Annotated in this window: 13 protein-coding genes; 9 read left to right on the top strand and 4 right to left on the bottom strand. The window is 55.3% G+C overall.

Translation table 11 applies throughout. The features are described 5' to 3' along the window. The first annotated feature begins 303 nt into the window (after nt 1-303). Nucleotides 304-1,737, top strand: a complete 1,434-nt coding sequence (locus RUESEDTHA_RS03805; RefSeq protein ID WP_180884483.1) for an aldehyde dehydrogenase family protein — start codon at nt 304-306, stop codon at nt 1,735-1,737. 420 nt (nt 1,738-2,157) lie between these two features. After that, nucleotides 2,158-2,517 (top strand): hypothetical protein, encoded by a 360-nt coding sequence (locus RUESEDTHA_RS03800; protein WP_180884481.1) that lies wholly within the window; start codon nt 2,158-2,160, stop codon nt 2,515-2,517. Nucleotides 2,518-2,569: 52 nt separating this feature from the next. Here RUESEDTHA_RS03800 and RUESEDTHA_RS03795 read toward each other — a convergent pair whose 3' ends face one another. Next, nucleotides 2,570-3,541: an adenylate/guanylate cyclase domain-containing protein gene (locus RUESEDTHA_RS03795; RefSeq protein ID WP_180884479.1), complete on the bottom strand. Its 972-nt coding sequence runs from the start codon at nt 3,539-3,541 to the stop codon at nt 2,570-2,572. Between the two features lie 927 nt (nt 3,542-4,468). Here RUESEDTHA_RS03795 and xylB point away from each other — a divergent pair. Genes xylB through RUESEDTHA_RS03780 form a run of 3 tightly spaced genes read left to right on the top strand, consistent with a single transcriptional unit; the run spans nt 4,469 to nt 8,177 of the window. Further along, nucleotides 4,469-5,926: a xylulokinase gene (xylB, locus tag RUESEDTHA_RS03790; RefSeq protein WP_180884477.1), complete on the top strand. Its 1,458-nt coding sequence runs from the start codon at nt 4,469-4,471 to the stop codon at nt 5,924-5,926. After that, nucleotides 5,923-6,879, top strand: coding sequence for an aldose epimerase family protein (locus RUESEDTHA_RS03785; RefSeq protein ID WP_180884475.1), 957 nt, complete (start codon nt 5,923-5,925; stop codon nt 6,877-6,879). The genes xylB and RUESEDTHA_RS03785 overlap by 4 nt, the downstream gene beginning before the upstream one ends. Then, entirely contained in the window at nt 6,876-8,177 is a 1,302-nt protein-coding gene (locus RUESEDTHA_RS03780) for a cytochrome-c peroxidase (RefSeq protein ID WP_180884473.1), read from the top strand. The genes RUESEDTHA_RS03785 and RUESEDTHA_RS03780 overlap by 4 nt, the downstream gene beginning before the upstream one ends. Here the strand turns inward: RUESEDTHA_RS03780 and RUESEDTHA_RS03775 are convergent, their stop codons facing one another. Continuing rightward, entirely contained in the window at nt 8,178-9,689 is a 1,512-nt protein-coding gene (locus tag RUESEDTHA_RS03775; protein WP_180884471.1) for a CRTAC1 family protein, read from the bottom strand. It lies immediately after the preceding gene. Then, the gene (locus RUESEDTHA_RS03770; RefSeq protein ID WP_180884469.1) at nt 9,679-10,896 is read right to left on the bottom strand and encodes an ROK family transcriptional regulator; all 1,218 of its coding nucleotides are present in this window, start codon (nt 10,894-10,896) and stop codon (nt 9,679-9,681) included. The genes RUESEDTHA_RS03775 and RUESEDTHA_RS03770 overlap by 11 nt, the downstream gene beginning before the upstream one ends. Nucleotides 10,897-11,047: 151 nt before the next feature. On the opposite strand from RUESEDTHA_RS03770, the gene xylF reads away from it, so the two are divergent. Genes xylF through xylA form a run of 4 tightly spaced genes read left to right on the top strand, consistent with a single transcriptional unit; the run spans nt 11,048 to nt 15,546 of the window. Then, nucleotides 11,048-12,067 carry a D-xylose ABC transporter substrate-binding protein gene (gene xylF / locus RUESEDTHA_RS03765; protein ID WP_171123347.1) on the top strand — a complete coding sequence of 340 codons (1,020 nt, stop codon included), beginning with the start codon at nt 11,048-11,050 and terminating at the stop codon, nt 12,065-12,067. Nucleotides 12,068-12,127: 60 nt separating this feature from the next. Beyond that, a complete protein-coding gene (locus RUESEDTHA_RS03760) occupies nt 12,128-13,426 on the top strand; it encodes a sugar ABC transporter permease (protein ID WP_180884467.1) in 1,299 nt (432 codons plus the stop codon). Then, complete coding sequence (locus tag RUESEDTHA_RS03755; protein WP_180884466.1) at nt 13,426-14,229, top strand: ATP-binding cassette domain-containing protein; 804 nt, start codon at nt 13,426-13,428, stop codon at nt 14,227-14,229. Before RUESEDTHA_RS03760 ends, RUESEDTHA_RS03755 begins: the two co-directional genes overlap by 1 nt. A 9-nt stretch (nt 14,230-14,238) precedes the next feature. Then, nucleotides 14,239-15,546 (top strand): xylose isomerase, encoded by a 1,308-nt coding sequence (gene xylA, locus RUESEDTHA_RS03750; RefSeq protein WP_180884464.1) that lies wholly within the window; start codon nt 14,239-14,241, stop codon nt 15,544-15,546. 315 nt (nt 15,547-15,861) lie between these two features. Here the strand turns inward: xylA and RUESEDTHA_RS03745 are convergent, their stop codons facing one another. Further along, on the bottom strand, nt 15,862-16,077 hold the full coding sequence (locus RUESEDTHA_RS03745; RefSeq protein ID WP_171211897.1) for a hypothetical protein: 216 nt from the start codon (nt 16,075-16,077) through the stop codon (nt 15,862-15,864). Between the last annotated feature and the right edge of the window lie 73 nt (nt 16,078-16,150).

The following is a 16,150-nucleotide window of genomic DNA, read 5'->3' as shown; positions in this document are numbered from 1 at the left end:
GTGTTCTCCCTGCGCATGGACCGGCTAAATTCGTCCGCCGCAATCGCGTTTGATCATGCAACGGAAGCAATCCTCATAAACCTGCCCAGTTATTCATTTTTGATGACATTAGCGTATCGGTGGGGGAGGAACCTGTCAAAAAAGAATGATTGCCGAAGCCGCTGCATCAGCTCTGACTTAGGTACGGACGTATTCATTTGTGAATGATAACTATGCTTTCGCTGCCGTACCTGCGTTGAACAGAATATGCGAAATCTGAGCCCGCTATCATATGCAATCAAACCGGCTCGGGAGGAGCGACCCATGATCGAAAAGCGTGATTTTTATATTGACGGAACATGGGTGGCCCCACTGACCGCCAGAGATCACCACGTCATCAATCCAACAAACGAAGAGCCTTGTAGCCTGATCTCGCTTGGCAGTGAGGGGGACGTGGATCGCGCTGTTGCTGCCGCGCGGGCAGCTTTCCCCACGTGGATGGAAACACCGCTTGAAGACAGGGTGGCGCTTCTGGAGAAATTGATCGAAATCTACAATCGACGCTCTGCAGAGATGGCCGAGGTGATCACCCTTGAAATGGGGGCTCCGATTGATTTTTCCACGAACTTGCATGTGGCCATGGGCACTTTGCACATGAGCACCTTTGCCAAGGTTGCCCGTGAGTATGTGTTCGAAGAACCGTTGGGCGATCACGCGCCGGACAGTTGGATCATTCGCGAGCCTGTTGGGGTTTGCGCGTTGATTACGCCTTGGAACTGGCCGATGAATCAGGTTTCGCTCAAGGTTGGGGCGGCGATTGTGACCGGCAACACGATGATCTTGAAGCCGTCCGAAGAAAGCCCAGTCAGCGCAATGCTGTTGGCCGAGATGATCCACGAGGCAGGCTTCCCGCCCGGCGTGTTCAACCTTGTTAATGGTGACGGCCCCGGTGTGGGGACTGCGCTGGCGACGCATCCCGACGTTGATGCGATCAGCCTGACAGGATCAGGACGGGCGGGCAAAGCGGTGTCCGTCAATGCGGCTGAGACCCTGAAGCGCGTGCATCTGGAATTGGGTGGCAAGGGGGCCAACTTGGTTTTTGCCGATGCTGATGATGCGGCCGTGGAACGCGGTGTGCGTTACATGATGATCAACTCGGGGCAGTCCTGCATCGCACCCAGTCGGATGATCGTCGAAGAAAGCGCTTATGATGCGGCGGTCGAAACAGCCGGGAAGGTTTGTGAGACCATAAAGGTCGGTCCGGCGAATGAGCCCGGGTCTCATATCGGTCCCGTGGTCAACAAGGCGCAATTCGACAAGATTCAGGACCTGATCCAGTCTGGCATTGATGAGGGCGCGCGGCTTGTTGCCGGCGGTCCGGGGCGTCCCGAAGGCATGAACCGGGGGTTCTTTGTGCGCCCGACCGTGTTTGCCGATGTCACTCCTGATATGCGGATCGCGCGGGAAGAGATCTTTGGACCGGTGCTTGCGATGATGAAGTTCTCGGACGAAGCAGAGGCGGTGCAGATGGCCAATGATACCGAGTTCGGGTTGGCAAATTACATCCAGACCTCGGATGCTGAAAAGCTGAAGCGCGTCTCGCGACGTCTGCGCTCCGGGATGGTCGAGGCCAATGGCGTACGCCGTGGGGCAGAGGCCCCATTTGGCGGGATGAAGCAATCGGGCAATGGCCGCGAAGGCGGAACATTCGGCATGGAGGACTTTCTCGAGGTGAAGGTCGTATCGGGCTGGTCCTGACCCAATTACGCAGTCGAGGTGTGGATTTCAGTCCACCCCTCGGCTGTAGAATAATTACTGAGACCCACCAACGACGCGACAGTAGTTTCTGAGGGTTTTCTACAGGCGGTTAGTCGACTGGGGTGGCAATTGATTGACGGCTGACGCCTAGCCGCGGTTCGCCAAGATGCTTGATGCGTGGCAATCCGGGGAAAAACGGTAAACGTAAACCGCGTTTCTCGCAAAGAAGACAACGTCGGAGATTTCCGATTGCTCGACCGCGAGGTTGTGGCGCGGCTGAACGAACTGATTGAACGGGTACGCTTTATGAAAGGGCTATTCGCGTGAGCCGGTTTCGACCCTGTTACAATCGAGTATGAACGCCCGACCCGATCGGCGGGGGACACGGATTGGAGTTTCTGGAAGCTCTGGAACTTTGCCTTGGATGGTATCACCGGTTCGACAACCTTGCCGATCAGAGCGTGGACCTATTTGGGGACAATGACGGCAATTACTGCCGTTTTCTACGCTGTTTTCATCGTTGCTAAAACAGTCTTCTGGGGCGTTGACGCTCCAGGTTATGCATCGTTGATGGTGGTCGTTTTGCTGTTAGGGGCTTGTAATTTGATCGCGTTGGGTCTGATCGGGGAATATATCGGCCGAATAAACGTAGAGACCAAGCAGCGTCCCAGTTATGTTATTGATACGATAATAGAGTTGCCGAAGGGAGAGACGACAAAGGTCACGAGAATGATATGCCCGTTCTGCAAGGCGATACCGAACAATAGTACAAGTGGCTGAACAGGCACCCCGTTTGCCTGGCCGGCTTTCAAAGGGTCATTCCGGGACTCAGCTATCGTGCCCATTGCAAACGGTAAACAGTATGATCCTTTGGCAATCCTTTGAGTGTTACTGATTTGGCGTCTACAAATTTGAACTCGTGGTGTCCGCTGACCATGGCTCGTGTTTCGTCTGAAACAAGGATTTCGCCCGCATTGGCCGACGACGTAATACGAGCTGCCTTGTTAACCACAGTGCCAAAAAAGTCGCCGCGCGCCAACACGACTTCGCCGGTGTGAATGCCAACCCGCAAACCCAGACGCGGTTCCATATCGGTCAGGTTAACGGCCTCCTGCATGTCGATAGCTGCGAGAAGCGCCTCGTTTGCGGATTGAAAGCTGGATAGCGTTCCATCCCCCAGCGACTTTACGAACTGCCCGCGATGTGCCGCAACGATCCCCTCAACGGTCTGAAAATGTTGGTCTATCAAGGCGGACCAGCTTTGGTTGCCCATGGCTTCGGCAAGGGTCGTACTGCCTTCTACATCGGTAAAGAGCACCGAGGCCAAACCTTCAGTCTGAAGCAATTCCGGGCCGTCATTTAGCGCGGCATTTACAAGGCTTTGGATCGCCAACTGCTCGCTGCCTACGAATTCCACATTTGGAAATGGAAGCGACGCGTGCCGATTTATGATCTTCCAGGACGCCCCTTCCAACACGAACACAAGTACAGTGCGGACGATGAATGAATCCCCAAGACCGGGAAAGCCGACTTTGTGTAGGAAGGCTGACCAGCCCGTTTCTCCATTCTCGAAGGCTTCGGCTTCCAGCACTTCCCAAACATCTGGCTCGGGCATTTCGCCGATGAAGTCGCCGACACCATCGCGGACGACTTGCCCCCTCCAGAATTCATCCTCGCCGGTTCCGATGAATCGCAACTCTGCCGAGTCTGACAGATAATCTTTCAAAACGTGCGTTCTGCGGTATCTGATTGCATCAAACCAGCGCTCTGTTACGGCAAGCAATTCGGGGGAAGTCTTGATCACGATTGAAACTCCCTACTTTGGCGAAGCGTGCAGAGAAGTGGTTCCCTTATCTGCATTCCACCCTATCAGAGATTTGGCTCAAATATGCTGCCGAGGTGCGCGCAGGGTATCAAGGAAGAATTCAGTCGATACTCACGATCCGTCGTTGAAAATGAAAGCTAATCAGCGTGAGGGAGTAAAAGCTTAGTCTCATCCGCGCTAACAGGGTAAATTTTCAAGGCCCGTTCCAATTGGTGAAGCGATCATTCAATCAGCCCCATGCCAACGTCTGATCTGGGAAGTAGATGTTATAGAGAGAGGCTGCCGCCACCCGGCACCTTACTACGCGAGGCCCTCTCGACTCCAACGAGCCTTTATTTGGCAGGGGTTGTGCATGTTATCGGCGTCCTGATGAAATCGCCCATGACAGCTTGGGCACACAGCAATCGTGGTGAACAGCTTCAGTCCCGTTGAGATGTCAGAGCAATATTCCTCACCGCAAATCTCAAGCACCTCTCCGCGTGACATGAGCTCATTTGTGGTGATGCCACAGTGCTGGCACTGCGCCCCTTCTAGGGCAGATTTGACGTCTTCGACTGAGGCGATTTGTTGATAGTTGCATTCAGTATCGGCCACTCTCTTGCTCCGCGTGATCGTTTACAACTTAACCCTATGCAATGGGCCTGCTCTGGCCTCATCCAGTAACTGCTTTGGGAGATTCAGGCTAACGCAACTATTGCGTGTAGACAAGTCAACGGAAGCTTCAGTCTGTGATGGTGGACATGAGGGCCGTTCAACCCGGCAAAACCGTTTCCTGCCGCTAACTATCCACTTGCTGATCTGGCGTGGGTTTGTCGCTATGGGAGGTCAATTGGGCTTAAACGTCTGTTGACAAAATCTGCTTTGATATTAATTTTATCAGCTAAAATAAAATGTGTGAGGTTAAAAATGTATCTCGGATTGGACTTGGGAACATCCGGTCTTAGAGGGATTCTTGTTGACGACACAGGGTCCGTCGCAGGCAGTGCCGAGTCCAATATCACAACGTCTTCGCCAAAGCCGGGATGGTCTGAGCAGTCGCCTCTGGATTGGGTGGAGGCATGTAAGGACGTTGTCGGTCAGCTTCGGTCTGCGCACGGAACCGCGTTCACCGCGCTGCGCGGCATTGGCCTGAGCGGGCACATGCATGGTGCGACCCTTTTGGATGCCGAAGACAACGTACTGCGGCCTTGCATTCTGTGGAACGACACGCGGGCCTCGAAAGAGGCGCAGAGGCTTGATCAACTGCCGGGAATGCGTTCAAGTTCTGGCAACATCGTTTTCCCGGGGTTTACAGCCCCCAAGTTGGAATGGGTCCGCGCAAATGAGCCTGACCTGTTTGCCACGATTGCCAAGGTCTTGCTGCCGAAAGACTATTTGCGGCTCTGGCTGACTGGGGATTACGTCAGCGACATGTCTGACAGCGCGGGAACGTCATGGTTGGACGTCGGGGAGAGGCGATGGTCAGAAACCGCCTTGGAACAAGGCCATATGAGCATCAAACAAATGCCCCGGCTTGTTCAAGGCAGTGAACCGGGCGGGGAATTGCGGCCCGAACTGCTGCAAGAATGGGGAGTGTCCGGGCCGGTCGTAGTTGCAGGCGGAGCAGGGGACAACGCCGCTGCTGCCTGCGGGATAGGCAGTATCAGCGACGGGGCTGGCTTCTTGTCGCTTGGAACCTCAGGTGTGCTGCTGGTGTCCAGGGACAAGTACGCGCCAGCGCCAGAAACGGCGGTACATTGTTTTTGTCATTCCGTTCCGGACAGGTGGATTCAGATGGGTGTCATCCTGTCTGCGACGAACAGCTTGAACTGGCTTTCTCGTAACCTTAGCCAGCCCGTTGAGGACCTAGTCGCCTCGCTGCCGGACGATCTGGATGGCCCATCAGAGATCACGTTTCTGCCCTATCTTTCAGGTGAGCGGACGCCGCATAATGACAGTGCGATCCGAGGGGCATTCCTGGGTGTCGATATTTCCTCCGGCACTGCGGACTTGACGCGGGCCGTCATGGAAGGCGTCGCCTTTGCAATGCGGGATTGTCTGGAGGCCCTCAAGAAAACCGGAACCAAACCAACGACCCTTATGGCTGTTGGCGGCGGTGCGCGCTCCCTCTATTGGTTGAAAAATCTGGCCACCGTTCTCAAGACGCCTCTTACCTTGCCACGGGGCAGCGAATTTGGGGCTGCTATCGGTGCCGCTCGTCTGGCTATGTGCGCCGTCAACGACGCAGACCCGGACACGGTGATGATGGCACCCAAAATCGACAGGGTCATCGAACCTTGTGAAGATTTGGTCGATGCGTTCGAAAGTGAATACCAGCGGTACCGGCAATACTATTCAGCCTTGGCACCTTTTGCGAAAAGATGAGCGTAAGGCGGGACATACCCCCTCGGATCGAAGCGACCGTTCTGAATGATGGCGACATGCGGGTGTCGCTGCTCAGCTACGGGGCGACAACGCAGGGGTGGTGGTACAAGGGTTTGCCAATGATCCTTGGATACGAAAGTCCGCAGGACTACGTCACCGACAAAAGCTATATGGGTGCAATCGTCGGTCGTGTCGCCAATCGGATCGGAAACGCGCGCTTTGACATGGAAAACGTCCGTTATGAACTGGACGCAAACGAGGGTCGGAATTCCTTGCACGGTGGATGGGCTGGCCTCTCGCATCAGAATTGGGCCCTTGAGAAAACAGCGGCAAACGAGGCCGTGTTGCGCCACACATCCCCAGAGGGTGCCAGCGGTTTCCCGGGAGAAGTCAGATTTGAGGTGCGCGTAAAGCTGGAGAACCCGCGTCTGATCTATTCGATTTCAGCGCAGCCTGATCGACCGACCCCCATAAGTATAGCGCAGCACAACTACTATTGCCTGGGTAGCGCGACGGGCATTTCCGGGCATAGTCTGCGGCTGGCCTCTCACCGCGTTCTCGAACTAGACAATCAGGGGATTCCCTCGGGCAAATTGGACGACGCGAGGAAAGGCGGGATGGATTTCTCCGAACCCAAGGCGATCAGCGCTACTTTGACGGATTTGGACAACTACTTCGTTTTCGACCCAGCACGAGAGAATGGGCTTCCGGTCGCTGACCTTACAGCGCCTAACGGTTTGAAACTATCTGTTTGGTCCGATCAGGCGGGGGCGCAGGTTTACTCGGGGGCTCATCTTTCGGAACCTTTCCGCAAAAACGCTGGCGTGTGCATCGAGCCGTCGGGTTATCCCAACGCGCTTAACATCCCTGAATTTCCGTCGATCATATGCTCTCCCGAAGCGCCATACGCGCAGACATTGATACTTGAGATTTGCGAGGGTGATGAAGCATGAGGTTCGTTGCACCGATTGTTGCTTTCGGCTTGGTGATCGTGTCCACCACGTCGGCAGCGGCTCAGGTCCTCGGGCCAAAACCAGTGTTTGTTGAGCCTGATCTGAGTAAGGTCGAGCTTGGGCGACTGCTTTTCTACGATCCGATCTTGTCGGGGAACAAGAACATTAGCTGCGCAACCTGTCATCATCCCAAACTCGGCACGTCCGATGGGCTTTCGCTGGGGATCGGTGAGGGTGGCGCGGGTTTGGGGGAAAAGCGGAAATTCGATGTGGAAAACCCGCCAGAACAACGAATCCCGCGCAATTCGCCGGGTCTTTGGAATCTTGGCGCGACCGAGTTCACAACATTCTTTCACGATGGCCGTCTTGAAACTGATCCGACACGCGAGAACGGTATCAGGACGCCGCTGGGCACGCATATGCGATCAGGTTTCAATTCCGCTCTGGCTGCTCAGGCAATGTTTCCAGTGCTGTCCCCTGATGAGATGGCAGGCCATTATTCCGAGAATGACGTCAGCAAAGCTGTGCGCCTTGGGCTGCTTACGCAGGAAGGCGGGGCGTGGGATCTGATTGCCGCTCGTGTCGCGGCCATCCCGGAATACGAACAGCGATTTTCCTTGGTCGCACCAGGGGATGCGATCACCTTTTCTGCTATTGCGAATGTAATTGCCGATTTCATTGCCTTCGAATGGCGCGCCGACAATAGCCCGTTTGACCTTGCGATGCGTGGGGAGGCCGAACTGCCGGAAGACGCAGCGCGCGGGATGCAACTGTTCTATGGGAAAGCAGGGTGCAGCACCTGTCATTCGGGCTGGTTTCAAACGGACCACAAGTTTCACTCTATCGCGATGCCGCAGATAGGGCCCGGAAAAGCAGCAAGGTTTGAAAGCCATGTCCGGGATGATGGGCGCCTGCGTGTGACCGGTGACGCAGAGGATGCATTTGCGTTTCGCACGCCTTCGTTGCGCAATGTAACGCTGACGGCCCCATACGGGCATAACGGCGGCTACGCGCAGCTTGAAGATGTGGTGCGTCATCATCTCGACCCAGAAGGCTCATTGCGCACGTATTCCTTGGAGCTGGCGGTGCTGCCTGACTTTGCAGGTGCAAAGGATCATCAGGCGTTATCCGACCCAGAGATTATGGATGCGATTGCCAAAAGCAGCGACCTGCCGAAGATAAGCCTGACGGATCAAGAGATCAGCGCCCTTCTGAGCTTTTTGGGTAGTCTGGAAGATCCTGCGGAGCGTCTTGGTGTTCCGGAAAAGGTTCCAAGTGGGTTGCATGTCGATCAATGATCATCGTTCAATTCGAATGATCTGATTGGGGTGGTACTCCTGCCAATCCCCCGCTTCGCCATCGGGCCAAATGACCCGAACTTCGGTCGTCTTCGCATCCGCCAGCCCAAAATGATGTAGACCCGCGATGCCGCTGGCGTGCCCTCCGCCGATGGTGATTTCCCGGGTCTGCATACCCGCCGCAGTCTTTATCTCGATGAAGCCACCGACGGCGAAGCGGTTTGGCCGATCCTGCGCTATGTCCGTCAGCACCCAATTCCCGGTGTGAGGGTGGTTTTGATAGACCTCAAGTTCCGAGCCCCGGTTAACCACCACCAGATCAAGCCAGCCATCATTGTTGAAGTCAGCCAATGCCGCACCGCGCGACTTGGCCATAGAAGCAATGCCGGCCTCGGCCGAAGCTTCCTGGAATTGACCATTCTGCTGTTGTAACAGCAGGTTGTTGGGGTCATTCAGCGCCGCGTCCGGCATCTGTTCGACATTTCCCTTGGCGACGAAGATGTCGTCCAGACCGTCGTTATTGACGTCGCCAAATTGTGCATGCCATCCGGTCGATGGGCGACCGTCGCCTCCAGTGTGTGGCCTGTGGGCGGTTGTGCCCTTGGCGTAAGTGGCGTCACGCCATGTAGGGCCGCCAGCTTTGGGGTCGAAGATCTGCAATTTCTGATCGCCCATCGAAGTCAGGTAAACCTCGGGAAAGCCATCGCCTGTCAGATCCCGCGAAGCGATACCCATACCCCAGATCGAATATGGCAACCATCCGTCTTTTTGCGAATAAGTGCGTGGGGTGGCCTCCATAGCCCATAACTGCTCTTGCCCGCCGCGCACATAGTAATGGCGATCGTTACTGACCCGCAAATCCGCTTGTCCGGAGCGGGACCAGTCCGAAAACAGGACCGACAGCGCGCAATAACCCGGCTCGAGATATTCTGGTGGCTGATAGCTGCCGCCGTTGGGCCGGTATAGGACTGTCGGTCCGCAAGCCTCAAACGGGCCATCGGGATTCCGGCGATCAACATAGGTTCCAAAGGCCAGTGTTGGTAGGGTCTGATCAACTTCCCAAGTGGCAGAGAACCCGGTTGTCCAATGGTCCTCTGACCGGAAACCAAGGGTGTCGAAAGGGCGGAAATTGCAATCGGTTTCGCCCTTCAAAAGCAGATCAGGGCCAACGCGTAAAACGGCCAGATCCAGAATGCCGTCATTGTCGACATCCAACGGGTAAGCCCCGGTTACACCGGTTAGTGACAATTGCTTGGGCGTATCGGCACGAAACGAAACGCTGTCGTGCGATGTGTTCCTAAACAGTTGGGCAGGACTGGTCCCGCCCGCGGCAAAAAGCTCGGGCAGCCCGTCCCCGTCGCAATCGAAAACGGCGACCCCGCCGCCCACAAAGTGCTCCCATCCTCCGTCATAGGTATGGGTGCCAATGTCAATTTTCTGGAATTGCAGAGCTTGGGCTTCTACCGTGGACGCAGATGCGAAAACGAACAGGATGCAAAGCTCAGGACGCATGTGTCGCCAGTTCCTTCACCTTCAGGATCGAGACCTGCTCAATCCCGTAAGCCGCAGCGCCCTTGGCCCACATCAGGTCGCCCCAGTGATGGACTTTGATTTCCGGCAAGGGGGTATCGACATTCACCACGCCACTGCGAATTCGGGTCATCACCTCTTCGGAATACAAGTGTTCCAAGTCCATCTGAGCGCCTGACAAAATAATGCGTTCCGGGTCAAACAGGTTGATCAGGTTGGATATCCCCAAACCAAACATCTGTCCCGCGCGGGCCAGAACGGACTTGGCCCGTTCGTCTCCGGAACGCGCGTTTTTGTGGATTTCCGTTACGGTTTCAGTTCCAGTGCTTTGATCGGCAACGGTTGCTTCCCGGATCAGCGCATAGTCACCGACATAGGCCTCAAGGCAGCCCCGCTGGCCGCATTGGCACAGCGCGCCGTCTAGTTGAACTTTTGTATGACCAAACTCTGCTCCGCAGCCTCGTTCCCCGCGATACAGCTTGCCGTCCAGCACAATCCCAAGCCCAACGCCGTGTTCGATCGTGACGACAAGAAAGTTCTTTAACCCCTTACCCAATCCAAAAAGTTGTTCCGCCTTTGCCACCAGATTGGCGTCGTTTTCAATAAAGGCGGGGCAGGGCAGCTCTGATTCCAGAAATTGACTGAAATCGACGTTTCTTTCGGTCAGGGAAGAGGACCAGTGTACAAAGTTCCGTTCTGCATCCACCAGACCGGCAATCCCAATCGACACGCCGGACAGGGTGTCGATGGTTTCGTCGATCTGCGCACACGCCTGATCCATGGCTTCGCGAATGGTCCCCACAAAAGCGGTTGGGGTCATTCGGGCGTCGTCCAGCGGATGTTTGTATGATGTGACCTCGTTGCCTTCGAAATCCACAAGGATGACCGAGATCACGTGGCGCGCCACCTTAAGGCCCGCAACAAGGTATGAGCCGCCATTCAACTGAAGCAGGACTCTGGGTCGCCCCCTTTTGGCAGATTTGGATTGTTGTTCGGTTTGGATCTCTTTGATCAGCCCCGCAGAAATGAGGTCGGCCGTGGCGGCGGTGACCGTCGCCGGGCTGGTCTGCAATGCGCTGGCGATATCTATCCGTGAAATCGAGCCCCTTGTACGGATATGTTCCAGCACCCGCAGGCGGGTAATGTTCCGCTGGTCCGCGGCATTTTGAGAAGCTTTGCTTTTCAGCATCTGGGCCTCGCGAATCTGGTCTTGTCCCCAATCTATTTGGATTTCACCGCTTCTAATAGACTAAATATTTTACCGACTGAAATAAATATGGTATTCAAATTCGTGAGAGCCGCGAATCGAAATGCGATGGCTCCGCAAATGGGAGGAAATCATGAAACGAATTCTCAGCTTTTCGGCTGTGGCCACTTTGTTGGCTTCGACCGCATTCGCAGAGCCAGTGGTCGGCGTAAGCTGGTCGAACTTTCAGGAAGAGCGTTGGAAAACGGATGAAGCAGCCATCAAGTCTGCGCTTGAAGCAGGAGGTGCCGAGTATATTTCGGCAGACGCGCAGTCGTCTTCCGCAAAACAGCTTTCAGACATCGAAAGCCTGATCGCCCAAGGTGTAGACGCGCTTATCATTTTGGCGCAGGACGCGCAGGCAATCGGACCGGCTGTTCAGGCTGCGGCAGACGAAGGCATTCCGGTCATAGCTTATGATCGCCTGATCGAAGACGACCGTGCGTTTTATCTGACCTTTGACAATGTGGAAGTCGGCAGAATGCAGGCCCGCGCTGTTTTTGAGGCCATGCCCAAGGGCAACTACGTGATGATCAAAGGCTCTCCTACGGATCCGAACGCTGACTTCCTGCGGGGTGGGCAGCAAGAGATTATCGGCGCGGCTGTCGACAGCGGTGACATCGTAATCGTTGGAGAAGCCTACACGGACGGCTGGCTGCCCGCGAATGCGCAGCGGAACATGGAACAAATCCTGACTGCAAACGAGAACAACGTGGATGCAGTGGTTGCGTCGAATGACGGCACCGCAGGCGGCGTTGTTGCTGCTTTGACGGCGCAGGGCATGGAAGGCATTCCGGTGTCTGGTCAGGATGGTGATCACGCGGCGCTGAACCGTGTCGCGCTGGGCACTCAGACCGTTTCCGTATGGAAAGACGCCCGTGAGCTTGGCAAGGCCGCTGGCGAGATCGCGGTGGCTTTGACGGGCGGGACAAGCCCGGCTGACGTCGAAGGCGCAATCAGTTGGACATCACCGGGTGGCACCGAAATGAGCTCGGTCTTCCTTGCGCCTGTTCCGATCACCAAGGACAATCTTTCTGTCGTTGTGGATGCCGGATGGATCCCGTTGGAAGACCTGTGCCAGGGCGTTGAAAACGGACCAGCCCCTTGTAACTAAGCTTCAAAGTCCCTGGCCCTGTCGGGGCCGGGGACCATTGCTGAATATGAAAGATCGGAAATGACCGAAACTTCGTCTCAGCCGGTACCTGAAAAAGCGAAACCCAGCCTGTTCCAGCAGTTGGAACTGGATATGCGGCTTTTGGGAATGATCGGCGCTTTTGTCATCCTGTGCATCGGGTTCAACATCTTTACGGATGGCCGGTTCCTGACGCCTCGGAATCTGTTCAACCTGTCCATCCAGACGGTTTCGGTCGCCATTATGGCGTGCGGGATGGTGTTCATAATCGTCACGCGGCACATCGATTTGTCGGTCGGAGCCTTGCTGGCAACAACGTCGGCGGTGATGGCAATGACGCAAACCGAGCTATTGCCACAGGTACTTGGGATGGGTTTGAACAATCCTGCAACCTGGGCGATCACCATTGTCGTTGGGCTGTTAGTGGGCACGCTGATTGGTGCGTTTCACGGCTGGATGGTTGGTTATTTGACGATACCAGCATTCATTGTCACGCTTGGTGGATTTCTGGTTTGGAGAAACGTGGCGTGGTATCTGACTAGTGGCCAGACGATTGGTCCGCTGGACAGTACATTCCTGATGTTCGGCGGGACCAACGGAACGCTGGGAACCACAACAAGCTGGCTGTTTGGTTTGTTCGCAACAGCGATTGCGATCTGGGCTTTGTGGAGCGGGCGACGTGCAAAAGCGGCACATGGCTTCCCTGTGAAACCTGTTTGGGCCGAGGCCACTCTGGCCGGGATCATTGCACTCGCCATCCTTGGGTACGTTTACATCGTAAATAGCTACGCCATTCCGACGCGCCGGCTGCAACGAATGTTCGAAGCACGCGGCGAAACAATGCCCGAGGGGTTGGTCGTCGGGTACGGCATACCAATTTCTGTCCTCATTCTGATCATCGTCGCGGTAACCCTGACAATCGTTGCGCGGAAAACCCGTTTTGGACGCTATATTTTTGCCACCGGTGGAAACCCGGACGCCGCAGAGCTTTCCGGCATCAATACACGGCTGCTGACCGTTAAGATTTTTGCGCTGATGGGCTTTTTGTGTGCCGTTTCTGCTGTGGTCGCCTCGGCGCGCCTTGCTAACCATTCCAACGATATCGGTACGCTGGACGAACTACGGGTCATCGCGGCCGCTGTTATCGGCGGGACCGCGTTGTCCGGTGGTATCGGCACCATTTACGGCGCGATCCTTGGGGCATTGATCATGCAGGCGCTGCAATCGGGTATGGCAATGGTTGGCGTTGACGCGCCGTTTCAAAACATTGTGGTCGGCAGCGTTCTGGTGCTGGCGGTCTATATCGACATCGTCTACCGCAAGCGATTGGGGGCCAAGTGATGCAAGCTCAGGATACGCATGAAAACTCTGTGAAGTCTGGACGCGGCTCTGGCGAAGCGCCATTGGTCGAGATGCGCGATATTTCGATCTCCTTCGGTGGGATCAAGGCCGTCGATCACGTGTCGGTCGATCTTTATCCGGGTGAAGTCGTGGGGCTGCTGGGGCATAACGGCGCCGGTAAATCCACGCTGATCAAGGTCCTGTCGGGCGCTTATCAAATGGATCATGGCGAGATTTTGATTGATGGCCAGCCTGTAGAGATCGCGAACCCTCGCGATGCGCGCGCAAATAACATCGAGACCATCTATCAGACACTTGCCTTGGCCGACAATCTGGACGCGACATCGAACCTGTTCCTGGGGCGCGAGATGACAACGCCTTTTGGTTTGGTCAACGACGCAGCCATGGAGGCCGAATGCCGCAAGATAATGGCGCAGCTCAATCCAAACTTTCAGAAGTTCAACGATCCTGTCTCTGCTTTGTCGGGTGGTCAAAGACAATCGGTGGCGATCGCGCGAGCCGTCTATTTCAACGCACGCATTCTGATTATGGACGAGCCGACAGCAGCGCTCGGGCCGCATGAAACGCAGATGGTGGCTGATCTGATCCACCAGTTAAAGGCGCAGGGCATCGGCATATTCCTGATCGACCACGACGTGCATGCCGTTATGGAGCTGTGTGACCGCGCCTCGGTCATGAAGAACGGCAAACTGGTTGGGACGGTCGATATTGCGGACGTCACGGATGATGACCTTTTGTCGATGATCATTCTGGGCAAGCAGCCAGCACAAAAAGCAGAATAGGGGGCAGACATGCCAAGTGGATTTTTTGATGGGATTGAGCAGATCCAGTTTGAAGGCGCAGACAGCAAGAACCCGTTGGCGTTCCGGCACTACAACCCGGACGAAATTATCATGGGCAAGCGGATGGAAGACCACCTGCGGTTTGCTGTGGCGTGGTGGCACTCATTCGCGTGGGAGGGCGGCGACCCCTTTGGCGGGCCTACATTCGAACGCCCGTGGTATCCGCAAGATGACATGGGACGCGCGCGCCTAAAGGCAGACATTGCTTTTGAACTGTTTGATCTTCTGGGCCAGCCATTCTTTTGCTGGCACGATGCTGATATCCGGCCAGAGCAGGGCAATTTTGCCGATAATCTGAGAACCCTTGAGGAAATCACAGATTACATTGGCGAAAAAATGCAGGCGTCTGGCACCAAGCTGCTTTGGGGTACGGCCAATATGTTCAGCCACCGCCGCTGGATGGCAGGTGCCAGCACAAACCCTGATCCTGAAGTGTTTGCATTTGCCGCAGCAACGGTGAAATCGTGCATGGATGCGACCCACAAGCTGGGAGGCGAAAACTATGTTCTTTGGGGCGGCCGGGAAGGCTATGAAACCCTTTTGAACACGGATCTGAAAGCCGAGTTGGACCATATGGGCCGGTTTTTGAATATGGTCGTTGAGTACAAACACAAGATTGGGTTCAAGGGCACTATTCTCGTAGAACCCAAACCGCAGGAGCCGTCCAAACACCAGTACGACTATGACGCGGCGACGTGTATCGGATTTCTCAGGAAGTACGGTTTGGAGGGCGAGGTCAAATTGAACCTTGAGCAGGGACATGCGATTCTGGCCGGGCACAGTTTCGAGCATGAAATTGCTGTCGCAGCCGCCGAAGGGATGCTTGGTTCGATCGACATGAATCGAAACGATTACCAGTCCGGGTGGGACACGGACCAGTTTCCAAATAACACGCCAGAGGTTGCCTTGGCGTATTACTACATCCTCAAGGCCGGTGGATTTACGACCGGGGGCACAAACTTTGACGCAAAGGTACGCCGCCAATCCATTGACGCGGAAGATCTTGTCGCAGCCCATGTTGGTGGAATGGACATCTGTGCACGAGGATTGAAAGCTGCAGCCGCCATGATTGATGACGGCGGTTTGGAGGACGCGTTGTCAGAACGGTATTCCGGTTGGAGCACACCGGACGCGGCGTCCATGTTGGACAGCAGTCTGGAAGAAATTTCCGCTCGTGTTCTGCGGGAGAATACCAACCCTGAACCGCAGTCCGGGCGTCAGGAAATTCTGGAAAATTATGTCAACAGGTTTATGTAGCCAAGGACAACTGCAACCGGGTACTGTCAAAAGAACGTGGATCAGAACGGCCTAAGCCGTTCGTTGCTTCCGCTCATGAATAAGCGGTTCCCATCAGAACATTCCGGCCGGGAAGAACCAATTTCCGGCCTCGTACGCTCAGTTTGATGATGCGAGTGGCTTGCGTAACTTGCTGCTCAACCCTTACCGCCCGATAAGTCCCAAGGGACTTTCCCGCTAGCCAGAGAAACTGTGGCCTTTTCAGGGGCATTTCGAGATTGAGCACGAGGTCGACTGATGCGGGCTTCAAATTTCACCACTGTGCATTCAGGTTCATCAGATCTTCATGCTGCCGATCTGCCGAGCCAAAAGCTTCAATTCCTGAGCGTAGGCTAGACGAACCACACCGACCCGGTCACGGGTTTTGATCGACCCACGTTTGGCTGAATGATGGCGCATATCTGCTTCTGCTATGCGACGCATCTTGAGCTGGCATTGCATGAGGTCATTGCGCACTTCGTTCAAAATCTGCTGCCGATCAGCCTCGGTCATGGCGTCAACTCCTTTTGGAGGGGGCAAATCATAGATGGGGTGTATGACTTGCCCCTCAGGTAGGGGTAGACAC

The organism is Ruegeria sp. THAF57 (assembly GCF_903914075.1).
GTDB lineage: Bacteria > Pseudomonadota > Alphaproteobacteria > Rhodobacterales > Rhodobacteraceae > Ruegeria.
Note: the sequence above shows the minus strand (reverse complement) of the source record. Positions and strands in the feature narration are given on the sequence as shown.

What these genes read in the sequence shown, in the direction of transcription:
- RUESEDTHA_RS03780 (WP_180884473.1), top strand. Translation starts at nt 6,876, where the DNA reads ATGAGGTTCGTTGCACCGATTGTTGCTTTCGGCTTGGTGATCGTGTCC.
- RUESEDTHA_RS03770 (WP_180884469.1), bottom strand. Translation starts at nt 10,896, where the DNA reads ATGCTGAAAAGCAAAGCTTCTCAAAATGCCGCGGACCAGCGGAACATT.
- RUESEDTHA_RS03745 (WP_171211897.1), bottom strand. Translation starts at nt 16,077, where the DNA reads ATGACCGAGGCTGATCGGCAGCAGATTTTGAACGAAGTGCGCAATGAC.
- RUESEDTHA_RS03760 (WP_180884467.1), top strand. Translation starts at nt 12,128, where the DNA reads ATGACCGAAACTTCGTCTCAGCCGGTACCTGAAAAAGCGAAACCCAGC.
- RUESEDTHA_RS03755 (WP_180884466.1), top strand. Translation starts at nt 13,426, where the DNA reads ATGCAAGCTCAGGATACGCATGAAAACTCTGTGAAGTCTGGACGCGGC.
- RUESEDTHA_RS03775 (WP_180884471.1), bottom strand. Translation starts at nt 9,689, where the DNA reads ATGCGTCCTGAGCTTTGCATCCTGTTCGTTTTCGCATCTGCGTCCACG.
- xylA (WP_180884464.1), top strand. Translation starts at nt 14,239, where the DNA reads ATGCCAAGTGGATTTTTTGATGGGATTGAGCAGATCCAGTTTGAAGGC.
- xylF (WP_171123347.1), top strand. Translation starts at nt 11,048, where the DNA reads ATGAAACGAATTCTCAGCTTTTCGGCTGTGGCCACTTTGTTGGCTTCG.
- xylB (WP_180884477.1), top strand. Translation starts at nt 4,469, where the DNA reads ATGTATCTCGGATTGGACTTGGGAACATCCGGTCTTAGAGGGATTCTT.
- RUESEDTHA_RS03805 (WP_180884483.1), top strand. Translation starts at nt 304, where the DNA reads ATGATCGAAAAGCGTGATTTTTATATTGACGGAACATGGGTGGCCCCA.
- RUESEDTHA_RS03785 (WP_180884475.1), top strand. Translation starts at nt 5,923, where the DNA reads ATGAGCGTAAGGCGGGACATACCCCCTCGGATCGAAGCGACCGTTCTG.